Source organism: Neobacillus massiliamazoniensis (assembly GCF_001048695.1).
GTDB lineage: Bacteria > Bacillota > Bacilli > Bacillales > Cytobacillaceae > Neobacillus > Neobacillus massiliamazoniensis.
In genome coordinates, this window is the sequence record NZ_CVRB01000006.1 from 258,979 (window position 1) to 272,979 (window position 14,001).

Below are 14,001 nucleotides of genomic sequence, written 5' to 3' on the forward strand. Positions count from 1 at the left end.
ATCAAGTCATCAGATGACCTTGTCATCATCTGAAAACGGTTTCTTAAAAAAGGGAGGACTATATTTTTTATAAAAGGGGTTTCGGGAGAAGATTAATTGCAGCAATTAAGCTGCCTAAGGGGGATTACGGGAGTGACATTCACTCAAAATTTTACTGCAGTTGGAAATAATCTTGGTCTTAGCACCATTGTGGCACTAATACCCATTCTTTATTTCTTCTGGGCATTAGCCATTAAAAGAATGAAGGGTCATATCGCTGGATTAACAACACTCTTACTTGCTATTATTATTGCGGTTATCGCTTATAAAGTTCCGGTTGGAATGGCGGTCATGTCGGCTACACAAGGGGCTGTCTATGGAATATTGCCAATTGGCTGGATCATTATCGCTTCAGTATTTTTGTACAAGCTTACGGTTAAATCAGGTCAGTTCAATATTATTCGTCATTCGGTACTATCGATTACAGAGGACCGCCGTTTACAAGCATTATTGGTAGCGTTTTCTTTTGGTGCATTTCTTGAAGGAGCAGCAGGTTTTGGTGCACCGGTCGCTATTTCAGCCGCACTATTAGTTGGATTAGGATTTAATCCGCTCTATGCAGCTGGACTTTGCTTGATTGCAAATACAGCTCCAGTAGCATTTGGAGCTATAGGTGCTCCGGTTATTGCCATGGAAGGTCCTACGGGAATTCCTGCAACGGAAATTTCGAAAATGATTGGACGTCAGCTTCCATTTATTTCTGTTTTTATTCCTTTTTACCTAGTATTCATTATGGCTGGTTTCAAAAAAACAATGGAAGTATTGCCAGCGATTCTTGTATCAGGTATATCATTTGCACTTTCACAATATTTATCATCGAACTTTTTGGGACCAGAGCTACCGGATATCATATCTTCACTTGTTTCCTTAATTTCATTAGCTGTATTCCTAAAATTTTGGAAACCAAAAACCATTTTCCGTTTTTCAGCAGAACAAGAGATGGCGTCTACTGCCACTGTCAAAAAACAAAAAGAAGTTCATTATACCGGAGGACAAATTTTCAAAGCATGGTCCCCATTTATCCTATTAACTGCAACCATCACTCTTTGGGGAATTCCACAGATTAAACTTGCATTAGGGGGACATTATGTAGGTACGAATGGCATCCTAAATGTCGTAAATAAGATTGGACATGCTTTCACATTTTTACCTGAAGTGCCGTTTGTCCATAACAAAGTGTTCAGTAAAGCTGGTGGAGCCCCTATTCCTGCTATTTATAAACTAGAACTGCTTGCTGCTGCAGGTACAGCGATTCTAATCGCAGCTATTATCACAAAGTTTATAGTGAATATGTCTTGGAAGAACTGGGTTAAAACATTTGGCGAAACATTAAATGAAGTAAAATTCCCAATCATAACGATTGCTGCTGTTGTTGGCTTTGCCTATGTTATTAACGTCTCAGGAATGAGTACAACCATTGGTTTAGCTTTAGCAAAAACAGGTTCTCATCTGTTTCCATTCTTCTCTCCATTCCTTGGATGGATCGGGGTGTTTGTTACCGGGTCAGATACATCAGCAAACGTATTGTTTGCCAACTTACAAAAGGTTACTGCCCAATCCATTGGCATGAATCCAATTCTTGCACTAGCAGCTAACTCTTCAGGTGGCGTAACTGGTAAAATGATTTCTCCTCAATCCATTGCTGTTGCCTGTGCAGCCGTTGGACTTGTTGGGAAAGAATCAGAGCTTTTCCGCTTTACAATAAAACACAGTTTGATCCTAGTCGTTATTATAGGAGTCATCGTTTGGTTACAAAATAGTGTCTTATCCTTTATGATTCCTTAAATTTAAACACACTCAAAAGGAGGTGTCCCAAAAGTATAACTTTTAGGGGCACCCCCTTTTTATTAATGGTCTGTTAAACTTTGTCTGTTGATTTCCGCTCCAGGCGCTCGCTTTCCGCGGGCGGTCCGGGGAGCCTCCTCGGCGCTTTTGCTCCTGCGGGGTCTCCCCTGCCCCGTACTCCCGCAGGAGTCGAGCGCCTTCCGCTCCAATCAACATAGCGGAAAAATTATCATGAACTTTGAAAATATAGTGGTGCCTGTCACCTTTTGGGACAGCCTCTTTCTTCTACTGAAATCTTTTAACTAACAGAGTTTTCAGGAATAACGGAAATGAAATTCGGAATTTATTACCATTTTAATGAGTACATTCATTTGAACGAGGAACTTTAATTGTGGACTTGCTTTTAGAAGATCTTGTTGATAAATATTTACAGTTTTCCGATTATTTTAAAAAAGTGAGTGAATGCCCTCTCCTAAAGTTTTCATATTTGATATCATTAAAATAAACTTTTAATATTGGAGGAATTCAAATGTATCCAAATATATTAAGACATCCTGGACCTACCCCTATTCCGAAAAAAGTTCAGCTGGCCATGAACCAGGATATGATTAGTCACCGCACTAGAGAGTTTGTACAGCTCTATCAAGACACAACGAAACGAGTGCGACCTCTTTTCGGAACAAAGCAGGATATTTTGCTTTTACCGTCCGGTGGTACGGCTGCATTAGAAGCTGCTGCTTTAAACACCGTTTCCCCAGGTGAGGAAGTAGTCGTTATTACCGTTGGCGCCTTTGGAGATTATTTCGTCTCTATTTGTGAGAAACATGGCTTCCAAGTACATAAATTGGAAAAAGCATGGGGCGAAGCTTGTACGGAAGAAGATCTAATTAACTTTCTAAAACCGTTATCAAACATAAAAGCCGTCTTTGCAACATATAACGAAACTTCAACTGGAATCTTAAACCCTATCGAAAAACTAGCCCATGTTGTCCGTACTCAGACAGATGCACTATTTATTGTCGATGGTATCAGCGGTATTGGTGGTGCTCCTGCTGAAATGGATAACTGGGGAATCGATATTTTAGTAACAGGATCACAAAAAGCTTTAATGCTTCCCCCAGGACTTGCCCTCTTAAGCATTAGTGAAAGAGCATGGAAAGTAATCGAAAATAATCATACACCATCTTATTACTTAAATTTACTTAGCTATCGTGAGTGGGCATTGAAAGGAATGACACCTAACACCCCTGCTATTTCACTGATTGTTGGACTTTCCTCTGTTTGTGATTTGATAGAAGAAGAAGGTGGATTTTCGCAAACAGTTGCTAGACATGAAGTTATGAAAAGGATGGTTCGTGAAGCCATGAAATCACTTTCGATTGGGCTTTTGACAACGGATGTTTACGGTTCACCGACGATTACCGCCATCCTTGCTCCAGAAGGAATTGAACTTTCCTCATTCCTTGGACATTTAAAAAAGAAATACAACCTTGATTTTGCTGGAGGGCTTGGCCATCTGCAAGGAAAGATTTTCAGATTTGGGCATATGGGCTATTGCTTCCCGAGCGATATCCTTGAAGCCGTCTCCCTTATCGAAGCAGGATTACAAGATTTATCCTATTCTTTCGAACTAGGGGCAGGTGTATTAGCCGCACAAAAAGTTTTCTTGTCTTCTCAGCGAAAATAACTTTAAGATAATAGAATTATCAAAGGTCTGTTCAGGAGTAGTATTACCTTTTCAATCCAATTATCTATTTATATCACCCAAATAAAAGAGGTTTACCATTTATTTTGGTAGACCTCTTTTATTTAAACGCTTTGATTCTAGCATTTTTAACATTCTGGAATCGTTCTTATAATAGGCTATTAATGAGTGTGTTAATTGTGAGTCATATCCACTCTGTCTCCATGTGAAATAGATATGATTCTATTAAACTTTCTCCACTCTCTTTCGATAACCTTTTACGGAAATGACCCCCATTAGGATCATGGCGATCAGCATATAGGCGATCCCTCCAATCAAGCCTAGGGAACGTGGGGCAAGATATTGTAATGCGAATCCAGATAAAAACATGGATATACCCAATATTGGGTTTGCGATGGTTGCCAATAGGCCAAACATGGTACCTTGATGCTCTTCGGGGATTTCTTGCATGAGAATGGTATCGAAGCAGGCATTCCCTATCCCTGACATAAACGCCACACCACAAAACATTAGAAACGCAAAGACCACTAAATGAGTTTGGCTCAATAATAATAGAAATGTTCCTTCTAGCATTAGACAGATTAACCCTGTAACAAGGTAATTTTTCCGCAGCCGATTGGCAATCGAAAAGCTTAGCGTTAAACCAATCCCTAATGCACCGTAAAAAAGGCCGACTCCAACATCTCCTAGATGATATTCATTAACCGCATACACACTAATGAGGACATTATCGATACCGTTCATGAATGCAATTAAGATCTCACAAAGCAGCAGGATTTGAACGGGAACAGACATCAAAATGACCTTTTTAAATACAAAGAACAGAGACTCCTTTTCTGGTGCCTTCCCTTCTTTAATCGCTTTCTTTTCGGGGAACGTAATTGTAGAGATAATCGCTGCTGCACCTAAAAATGAGGCAGCATTAAACCAAAATGTAACACCGGCGCCAAAAATGGAGGCCACGATACCACCCGAAAAAGCTCCTCCGATTAAAACGATGCCGACCAAAACCTGTTCCAAACTATTCACTTTTACTAGATGTTCTTTATTCACGAGACGGGGGATCGCCGATTTTCTAGCTGGTCCATATATTGCCTCTCCTGCTGCTAAAATAAATGAACTAAAATATACAATCCAAAGATCTTCTTTACTGTGAACCAATAAGAAAGATAACGCAAACACAATTCGAATCAAATCGGTTGCCACTAAGATTGTTTTTCTCGAGAATCGGTCTGCCAGCCTTCCACCAATTGGCGCAAATATGACAAAGGGGATTAGCCGAATGGCTAACGTCATTCCCACTGCGAATCCTGAGCCAGTTAGCTGCAAAAGCATCGCTAATACAGCCACAGAACTAAAACGGTCCCCTATCCCATTCACAATCCCCGCCAGAAATAACTTCCGATACTGTTTTTCTTGCTTGATAAATAAAATACCCATACGTCACCTACTTTAATGTTTATCTAATTTTACTTTCATCTAATTAGTTGTTTAAAAAAATACGGGTGCCAAGTGACACCCTTTTATCGCAACCACCAAAGCTCAACAGGGTTTAACTCATATTGATTATTTTCTCTGTACATAAATTGGCACATAATGAGTTCGCGTCTTAAAGTTGCATAATCCTCATGAAATTGCTTTAAAAATTCATTTATTTCTTTTTCTTGATAAACTTTCCCGAATTTTAATCCTTTGACCATATGTTCAAGGACCACAAGCTTTTTCTTTCGTTGCGCAGGATAGTTTTTCAGTTTCCCGTCTTTTGTGAAGAAATTGCTGATAATCGTTGCCCGTTCTTCCGCTGTAACCGACATTTCCATATTTGCCTCCCCTCCCGTTCCAACCGTTAAGATGGCCTTCGCATTCATCTCCAATGTTTTCGTATTAAGAGAAAAATAGATGGTGTTTTTATCACGCCGCTCCTTTATAAGTCCAATCTCTCTTAGCTTCGCCATATGATGCGTAATGGTTGGAGCTTTGAGTCCTAACTTTCCGGCAATCGCTTGACCGTGCAACGGACCCTGTTGGAGCAACGCAATAATCCGTAACCTTGTAAGATCCCCTAGTGCTTTATGAAAATCAACTATCTTGTTTAATTGCATCCTTAAACCCACCTACTTTAATCATTATCTAATTAGATATTAATGGAATTTCACTTAAATTGCAATAATGTTCAGGAAAATTTCTCCTTTATTTTTATAAAAAAAAAAATATTTAGATAAAATATTAATTTTTTGTTATAATAATTTTATTATTTATATTTTTAATATTTTTATAGTAATAACCTGCGATATCAATGGTTTTAAAAAGGGAGGGGCCACAAAAAACGTAATTATCCAATTCTACAATAATATTTACATTCATCATCAGATATTTTGAAAGCACTTACATTAATTGGCGGCTATTATTTGGCCCTATTCCGAAAGGCTCGTTAAAGCATGATGATTGCGAGCTATGTTCATTTTCAATTCTTGCAACAGGAGGAGATAGATATGTCAAACAATGAATTAAAGAGGGGTCTTGAGGCTCGACATATTGAGATGATTGCCTTAGGCGGCACCATTGGTGTTGGATTATTTATGGGTTCAGCTAGTACTATTAAATGGACAGGTCCATCTGTCATGCTAGCATATGCTATCGCTGGAGTTTTTATCTTTTTCATCATGCGTTCGATGGGAGAAATGCTTTATTTAGAGCCCACTACTGGCTCGTTTGCCACCTTTGCACATAAGTATATCCATCCTTTAGCTGGCTATATGACGGCGTGGAGTTATTGGTTTCAATGGGTAGTCGTCGGAATGGCTGAAATCACTGCCATTGGAATGTACATGAATTACTGGTTTCCACACCTCCCCCAATGGCTACCAGGTGTTATCGGCTTGATTATTCTTGGCCTTGCCAACCTGATCTCTGTCAAACTTTATGGAGAATTTGAATTCTGGTTTGCTCTTATAAAAATAGTAACAATTGTGGTCATGATTATCACAGGGCTTGGCCTTATCTTTTTCGGATTAGGAAATCACGGTCATGCAATTGGACTATCTAACATTTGGAAAAATGGAGGCTTTTTCACAGGGGGCTTTAAAGGATTTTTCTTTGCTCTATCACTGGTAGTAGCTGCATATCAAGGTGTGGAGCTTGTCGGCATTACGGCAGGAGAAGCGAAAAACCCAACCAAAACATTAAAAAAAGCAATTAATAATATTATATGGCGTATTTTAATCTTTTATATTGGAGCTATTTTTATCATTGTAACTGTGTACCCATGGGATCAGTTAGGAACGATTGGCAGCCCATTTGTCTCCACCTTTGCCAAAGTCGGAATCACCGCAGCAGCGGGTATTATCAACTTCGTTGTGATTACAGCGGCATTATCCGGTGCCAATAGTGGGATTTATAGTTCAGGACGGATGCTCTATACGTTAGCCATGAACGGCCAAGCACCAAAAAGCTTTGCCAAATTATCTAAAAATGGCGTTCCGGCACACTGTACTTATGCTACACTTATTGGATTAATAATTGGAGTCATCTTGAACTATTTTGCTCCTAAAGGACTTTTCCTTTATGTTTATAGTGCGAGTGTTCTACCAGGGATGGTCCCTTGGTTTGTCTTAATCATCAGCGAGCTTAATTTCAGAAAGGTAAAGGCGGCTGAAATGGCAAGTCACCCTTTCAAAATGCCTTTTGCTCCGTACAGCAATTATGCAACGATGATCTTTTTGCTCTTAGTGCTCGTTGGAATGTGGTTTAACCCGGATACACGTATCTCTCTTATTGTTGGAGTCATTTTTCTTGCAATTGTAATAGCTAGTTATTACCTTTTTAAAATGGAAAAACGCGTTCCGTTAAATGGAAAAGCGAACGAAGCTAGTTCCAAAAAAGATGTAGTCTAATAAGGTGTACCTATCAAACATAAAAACAGTCCTCTTGAGGTGTTCATGAGGACTGTTTTTATCACTGGAATTGATCCCAACTGAAGTTTTTTTTGACGAAAACTAAAGGAGAATTTGAATGCATAAGTCGATGAAAAAATCACATAATCGTCGAGAAAGTAATTCAACATTTATCCAATTAAATAAGCAATTAGCATTTTTAAAGAACAATAAGCGAAAAATCGATACCGACCAAGACCTATATTATGACGAAAATCAAGATCGATTAGACATAGAACTATACTACAAATCAGTCGCCAAGCAAGAAGAAGATGGTTTAAGTACGTTTTATCGTTATAGTGAATTCCTCAATAAAACGCATAAAAATCGCTTGCCTTACTTTATTAGCAAGGATTTATATTTATATACGTGGGTAGACCTACATCCCGACGGCACGGTTAGAAGCATTTATTCAGGTGAAGCAAAGAGTCCGGAATCATTAATCATCCATGACTTCCATGTCATAAGGGAAAAATATGAAGAATTCCAACTATTCCTAAAAAAAATAAAGCAAAACGAATTTGAAACATTTAAGGAATTAAAAGAGTTTGAGCGGAATTTAAAGGTAAACACGGAACATATCGTCCCGCAGTCGTGGTTCAAGGCTTTAGAGCCAATGAAAGGCGATCTCCACCATCTGTTTGTTTGTGAACCTGTATGTAATATTGCCCGTTCGAATTTTCCATATGGTGATTTTTCCGATCATCAGCCCCATTCCGCTGAAGATTCTCTACAAAATCATTGTGGTGTTGTTGTGAAGGGCCAGTTTGAGCCTGAGAATGGAAAAGGCGAAGCGGCAAGGGCCATGCTTTATTTTCTACTAAGGTACCCAAAAGCAATAAAAAAAGCTTTTCGCAGCCAAATTGATCTTCCATTGCTTATCGACTGGAACCTTAATTACCCTGTTGCCCTTTATGAAAAGCATCGGAATCAAGCAATTTTCCAAATTCAAGGAAATCGAAATCCGTTCATTGATTTTCCTAATTTAGCAAAAGAAATCGATTTCCCTTTTCTTTCGATTTGAAAGTTTAAATTACAAACAGGCACATGACTGAATCATGTGCCTGTTTTTATTTAATAGGTTAATGGTCGCGGTTTACAAAATAATTCAATAAATGCTTCAGAAATGTGGTATTGCGTGGAACAGCATGCAAAGCTTCCATTGCAAGACAGTAATTCTCCCACATCTCTTTTCGAGCACCTTCCTTACCTAGGATTGACACAAAAGTCGAATTGTTGTTTTCAGCATCTTTGCCGATTGGTTTTCCTAGCAAGTTTTTATCTCCTTCAACATCTAGCAGATCATCCTTAATCTGAAAGGCAATGCCGGCATGACGGGCGAAATTTTTCAAAGTTTCCATTTCAAACTCATCTGCATTGGCAAGAATGGCAGGCATGATTAAGGAAGCTTCGAATGCGATTCCGGTTTTATAAAAGCTTATCATTTTTAATTGTTCCAGTGTCAATTGTTTTCCTTTAGAATCCAAGTCCATCGCCTGTCCCTGACACATAATTGCTGTCATTTGAGCCGAATATTGGATTAAGTGAAGCACCGTTTTTGAATCGAACTGATCTAGAGATGCTTGTTCCTCAATTGCCTTCTGGGTAAGAAAGAGACCAGTTAATTCCGCAATGGCAATGTTATATACTTTATGAAGGGTTGGCCGCCCCCTGCGGGTGGACGCATTATCCTGGGATGGCAGGTCATCGTAAATGAGAGATGCAGTATGCATATACTCCAATGATCTTAGAAGTGGAACGATTGCTAATTTTTTCAATCCATATTCGTTAACGCCCATGAACCAAGTCATGATTGGCCTCAATCGCTTTCCATCACCTTCTAGAGTGTAGTTCGCCGCCTCAATGATGGGATCTTTCATCAGAGATACATTCTCGTTTTCAGAGATTTTTAAGATGCTGTTGATTTCATGACGTACGGTTTTGATCTTATCAAAAAAGTCTTCCTGCTCCTTCCGATCGTTTTTCAAAATAGCAATCATATGGTCCCGAAGCAGTTTATCAAAGAAATCCACATCATCCGCTTTTCGAACCATATTTTGGATGACACGATTGAATTTCGAATCTCCACGAGCAAACAGCTCCATCACTTCATTGTATTTTTGGTTTCCTATTCGTTCCTTATATCGTTTCAAACCATTGATTGCCCGATCGAGAACAACCTCACAGGTCTTGGGATCTGAGTGATACACGTTATGGATCAAATTGGCAATCACTGTCCAGTATAATTCAAACGGGTTTATAAGATCAGGACGCTTATTATGATATTTTAGAAAATACGTATAGGGGGTTACCGCACCGGCCTTCAAGTCGTCAAACATATCGGTAAAATCATCTGCCAGCTGGTTGTAAATCCCATAGTAGAATGTTCGGTTGTCAAAATCCTCATCTTCAGGAGCACTGATTACGGAACGGACAATCAATCTAGAAGAAGAGGATTTTAAAATGATTGGTATATAAAGCTCTTCATTGGTGTAATTTGCATTTGAAAGATTCTTTACACGATCTACTTCCTGGGAATGAAAAAACACATAGCACTGCTCGAAAAAATTTTTTCTTGTCTCTCGTTTCTGATGGACCTTAATATACTCAAATGCTTCACTGAGTTCTGTATGAATATATCGAATCAGGTTGATGTTCCTTCCTGTCCACTTGCCCAATTTCGGCACAGTTCCTGTGATAAGGGTAGTCCGTATCAAATCTGAATATTGCTTTTTCTCTTTATCGGATAAGACTTGGGCATCCAAAAGATCGTCAATGAAGGGATATGTCAGACCGTAGGAATAGCCCAGTCTAATTGCTTCATCAAGTTTCTGAGTACGTTCTTGTGGCGATATCCCATCATTCATCTCTTCAACCACATGCATGATGACTCCACCAATGATTTTAATCAGTTTTCGCTGGGCTTGATCAGCGTCCATCCCCTTTGGAATTCGGGATGATACAGTCTTTAATTTATTTATTACCCAGATGATGGTAGATTCAATGCCTTCCTTTTGAGCCCACCGGTACAGCCCGGCCATGCTAAAGTCTTTAGTTTTAGAATGAGTCAGATGATTTTTTAAACTGTCAACTACACGTCGAACCCTGTTCTGTGTCTCAGGTGAGTTCAGGGCTTTGCCCAGGTCCCGCATAAAAATATAGGATATGCTTCGATCCAGGTAATGCTCCAGCTTTCCGGTGTAATTCAGCCATTGGATATAATGGTAAAAACCTTGGGTATCAGGTTTTCTCTTTCCCCGTGAAAAAAAGGATAATAGTGGGTGATGAATATGGTTACGTTTCCACGATTGTATATCGTTTGTTATGGTTGAGACATAGTTCTTTTGCGTGACCTGGTCATAAAGTGTTTGAAAATAATGAGCAGCCTTCTCCTCAACCAGCAGATAAGATGTATCTGCATTTTTTTTTAATTCCTCATTCATTCTCTGCTACCTCTACATCATGTTTTAAAAAACTAGGATCCGTTAAAACATCCGTTTGGCACAACACTATAATTACAACATTTTTTTAAAATATATTTATATATAATCCTAAATTAACATCTTTATAACCATTCAGCTTAGTATTATATCTAAACTATAATGATAAATTTCTTTCGTCTTTTTTCTTTTTAATGGAAAAAAAGTAAAAAATACCTCCCAGCATCCAGTAAGGCTCCCAAAAAATCAATCTCCAAAAGGTGGCGTATTTATCTATTTCAAGGTTTAAAATGCCAGCTTCGCTTAAAGAAATAGTGGTGAAATTGAGAGAGCCATATAAAAATAGTAATAGCCCCAATATCTTTGTTATGTAATAGAGTATCTTTCTTATCAGACAATTTCTCCAATTAAACAATTGCATCAAAAGTAAGACAACTCCCAGCAATTTAATGAATCCAGTAATCCAAACAATTGTTATGAACGATGGCTCTGGATTCAATGCCATTTCATAAATTGAACCACCTAAAGATCTAACCCCAAACATGCCACCCATTGCCCAGTAGAAACTAATGCCAGCAAATAAAATTGTCCATGTAACTCCAAAAAACAAAAAACATTTATTGGTTTCCATGCAGAAAGTTCCTCCAGTTTAATAACAATAATTTGACTACTTTATGTTTGGCTGTGTTAAACTTGCCTGTTGATTTGCGCTCCAGGCGCTTCGCTTTCCGCGGGCGTTCCGGGGGAGCCTCCTCGGCGCGCTTAAGCGCCTGTGGGGTCTCCCCTGCCCCGTACTCCCGCAGGACATTGAATTACATCCTTGAATCTGCCCACGCACGAAGGAAATGCGATAGCATTTTCGAGAAGTCTCGCGCCTTCCGCTCCAATCAACAAAGTTTCAAAAATCAACATTGATCTTTAACACAGCCTTAAGTTTAAATATTTAATACTAAAAGGAATAATGACTTAACACGTTGATGGATTCTACTAAAGCATTCAATATTTTTGACTGTACAGGAACATATCATTTAACCTATTCAATGAAAATATTACCATGTAATTATTATAAAAAACTATAATTTCATAGAAACAATGTTGCAAAGAACTGATTCTATTTTTGGTAAAAGAATATCAAAGTACTCACGAAGAAAATTAATCGAGATAATATCTCAATCTATTAATAACGTACAAAAGCCAAATTATTAATAGAGCTAACTTAGAACAAATATTAAAATCCCAAGAAGATTCCGATGCAAACAGATTCTTCTTGGGAATTTTTTTGTATATCATTCCATTCAGAAGCGACTTCTTGAATGGATTTTGTTCTTACCTTTCCTAAATGTTTCATAGTTGTCCTTAAGAGCTAGATTTTTTAATTTTAACCGTTTACTATTTCCCCACCATTGACGTGCAGAATTTGCCCTGTTATGTAAGATGCATCATCCGAGGCCAAGAATACATAAGCAGGTGCCACTTCAAATGGTTGACCAGCTCGCCTCATGGGAACATTGTCTCCATACGTGACAATCTGTTCTGGAGGTACCGAAGATGGAATTAATGGAGTCCAAATTGGGCCGGGAGCCACACCATTGACTCGAATCCCTTGGGATGCCAGTGAAAGTGACAGCGAACGTGTAAATGAAACAATAGCTCCTTTTGATGCTGAGTAATCAATTGCATATGGCTGCCCCAGATAGGCGCTAATGGATGTTGTATTGATAATGGAGCTCCCTGATTTCATGTATGGCAGAGCAGCTTGCGTCAATATAAACTGCGAAAAAACATTTGTGTGAAAAGTGGTTGCTCGTTGCTGCGAGTCTACATCTAGTAGACTGTTCCTTACGTACACTACACCTGCATTATTTACGAGAATGTCAATACGCCCAAATTGATGAATCGTTTGCATAACAGCTTGTTGGCATGGCTGCTCATACCCAATATCACCTGGAATGGTTATGCAACGACGACCGTACTTCTGGACATAGAACTGCGTCTCATTTGCATCACTGTGTTCACATAGGTATGAGATTGCAATGTCTGCGCCTTCTTTTGCAAACGTGACAGCAACAGCTCTCCCAATTCCACTATCCCCACCTGTTATAAGAGCTACCTTATTCATAAGTTTACCGGCTGGTTTATAATTAGGGTTATCAAATATAGGTCTGGGTATCATAATTGATTCAATACCAGGTTTACATTGTTGCTGAGGCGGAAAACCCATCTCGTTCACCCCCCTATGCATTTCCTACAATATATGAAATTCCGATATAGGTTATTACCTAGTAGATGAAAATCTATTATGTTATCATCTCTATCCTTAATCAACGGGCCATTTAATGGATGGAATAAGGCTTATTCAATCGGGTTGGGAAAATGTAACATAGTTTGTGAAAATTCGTATATAATTACAAAAAATAATAGTTGAAGGAGGAAATATATGTCACAAACATCAAACACTATTCCTCGAGCCGCAGTTCGAGGCATGGCATCTGGCGTAATTTTCATGGCGTTTTTCGGTACACTCTGGGCGTACACGGGCGTTATGGGATTGCAAGGCTGGGGAGTTCCATTGTTGTTAGTTGCTGCTGTTATCATAGGTATAGCACTGTTCATCGGCGGTCTTTTATTAATACGTGCATCGCGAGAATTAAAGAATCAGTTTTCAAAAGAAGATTTAAAGCGTGGCAAGAGTATAAGGTTCTGGTTTAACATTATTTTCGCAGCAGAGGGCTTGGCTATAGTAATCTCGATCGTTTTATGTAACGCTACTCGACATTCTGAACTTATACCTCTCATAATAGCTATTATTGTCGGTGTTCATTTTCTCCCATTGGCCCATCTTTTCCAGGTCAAACTCTATTATTTTACTGGCACTCTCCTTTGTTTACTCGCTATTTTTACATTGCTGTTTATACCTGAGAAGGCCACACTTGGGGAATATCAAATAAATGCATTTATGTCTGTAGTAGGCTTGGGCTCTGCCCTGATCTTGTGGGGGACTGGTTTGGCGATATTGCTAATGGGAATAAGATTGCTAGGTGCTGCCCAAAATAAACAGACAGATAGCCGCAAACTACGTTAAGTCGATCAGACCCGCTCT

Annotated in this window: 10 protein-coding genes; 5 read left to right on the forward strand and 5 right to left on the reverse strand. The window is 39.0% G+C overall.

The annotated features are described in order from the left end of the window. The first annotated feature begins 132 nt into the window (after window positions 1-132). Window positions 133-1,824 carry an L-lactate permease gene (locus tag BN1082_RS25020; RefSeq protein ID WP_090639735.1) on the forward strand — a complete coding sequence of 564 codons (1,692 nt, stop codon included), beginning with the start codon at window positions 133-135 and terminating at the stop codon, window positions 1,822-1,824. A 529-nt stretch (window positions 1,825-2,353) separates the two neighbouring features. Then, a complete protein-coding gene (locus tag BN1082_RS25025) occupies window positions 2,354-3,511 on the forward strand; it encodes a pyridoxal-phosphate-dependent aminotransferase family protein (protein ID WP_090639738.1) in 1,158 nt (385 codons plus the stop codon). A gap of 243 nt (window positions 3,512-3,754) precedes the next feature. On the opposite strand, the gene BN1082_RS25030 is transcribed toward BN1082_RS25025, so the two are convergent. After that, the gene (locus tag BN1082_RS25030; protein WP_090639741.1) at window positions 3,755-4,969 is read right to left on the reverse strand and encodes an MFS transporter; all 1,215 of its coding nucleotides are present in this window, start codon (window positions 4,967-4,969) and stop codon (window positions 3,755-3,757) included. An 83-nt stretch (window positions 4,970-5,052) separates the two neighbouring features. Continuing rightward, window positions 5,053-5,631: a DUF2087 domain-containing protein gene (locus tag BN1082_RS25035; protein WP_090639744.1), complete on the reverse strand. Its 579-nt coding sequence runs from the start codon at window positions 5,629-5,631 to the stop codon at window positions 5,053-5,055. 390 nt (window positions 5,632-6,021) lie between these two features. Between BN1082_RS25035 and BN1082_RS25040 the strand changes: the two genes are divergently transcribed. After that, window positions 6,022-7,422, forward strand: coding sequence for an amino acid permease (locus BN1082_RS25040; protein WP_090639748.1), 1,401 nt, complete (start codon window positions 6,022-6,024; stop codon window positions 7,420-7,422). Window positions 7,423-7,540: 118 nt separating this feature from the next. Continuing rightward, complete coding sequence (locus BN1082_RS25045; RefSeq protein ID WP_245640559.1) at window positions 7,541-8,485, forward strand: endonuclease I family protein; 945 nt, start codon at window positions 7,541-7,543, stop codon at window positions 8,483-8,485. Between the two features lie 58 nt (window positions 8,486-8,543). Here the strand turns inward: BN1082_RS25045 and BN1082_RS25050 are convergent, their stop codons facing one another. The 3 genes from BN1082_RS25050 to BN1082_RS25060 form a co-directional block, all read right to left on the reverse strand. Beyond that, window positions 8,544-10,904, reverse strand: coding sequence for a polyprenyl synthetase family protein (locus tag BN1082_RS25050; protein ID WP_090639753.1), 2,361 nt, complete (start codon window positions 10,902-10,904; stop codon window positions 8,544-8,546). Window positions 10,905-11,058: 154 nt separating this feature from the next. Beyond that, window positions 11,059-11,532: a DUF3995 domain-containing protein gene (locus BN1082_RS25055; RefSeq protein ID WP_090639756.1), complete on the reverse strand. Its 474-nt coding sequence runs from the start codon at window positions 11,530-11,532 to the stop codon at window positions 11,059-11,061. A 747-nt stretch (window positions 11,533-12,279) separates the two neighbouring features. Then, entirely contained in the window at window positions 12,280-13,122 is an 843-nt protein-coding gene (locus BN1082_RS25060; protein WP_090639760.1) for an SDR family oxidoreductase, read from the reverse strand. Window positions 13,123-13,338: 216 nt separating this feature from the next. Between BN1082_RS25060 and BN1082_RS25065 the strand changes: the two genes are divergently transcribed. Next, window positions 13,339-13,983 carry a DUF7010 family protein gene (locus tag BN1082_RS25065; protein WP_090639764.1) on the forward strand — a complete coding sequence of 215 codons (645 nt, stop codon included), beginning with the start codon at window positions 13,339-13,341 and terminating at the stop codon, window positions 13,981-13,983. Window positions 13,984-14,001: the final 18 nt, after the last annotated feature.

What these genes read in the sequence shown, in the direction of transcription:
- BN1082_RS25025 (WP_090639738.1), top strand. Translation starts at nt 2,354, where the DNA reads ATGTATCCAAATATATTAAGACATCCTGGACCTACCCCTATTCCGAAA.
- BN1082_RS25030 (WP_090639741.1), bottom strand. Translation starts at nt 4,969, where the DNA reads ATGGGTATTTTATTTATCAAGCAAGAAAAACAGTATCGGAAGTTATTT.
- BN1082_RS25035 (WP_090639744.1), bottom strand. Translation starts at nt 5,631, where the DNA reads ATGCAATTAAACAAGATAGTTGATTTTCATAAAGCACTAGGGGATCTT.
- BN1082_RS25040 (WP_090639748.1), top strand. Translation starts at nt 6,022, where the DNA reads ATGTCAAACAATGAATTAAAGAGGGGTCTTGAGGCTCGACATATTGAG.
- BN1082_RS25045 (WP_245640559.1), top strand. Translation starts at nt 7,541, where the DNA reads ATGCATAAGTCGATGAAAAAATCACATAATCGTCGAGAAAGTAATTCA.
- BN1082_RS25050 (WP_090639753.1), bottom strand. Translation starts at nt 10,904, where the DNA reads ATGAATGAGGAATTAAAAAAAAATGCAGATACATCTTATCTGCTGGTT.
- BN1082_RS25055 (WP_090639756.1), bottom strand. Translation starts at nt 11,532, where the DNA reads ATGGAAACCAATAAATGTTTTTTGTTTTTTGGAGTTACATGGACAATT.
- BN1082_RS25060 (WP_090639760.1), bottom strand. Translation starts at nt 13,122, where the DNA reads ATGGGTTTTCCGCCTCAGCAACAATGTAAACCTGGTATTGAATCAATT.
- BN1082_RS25065 (WP_090639764.1), top strand. Translation starts at nt 13,339, where the DNA reads ATGTCACAAACATCAAACACTATTCCTCGAGCCGCAGTTCGAGGCATG.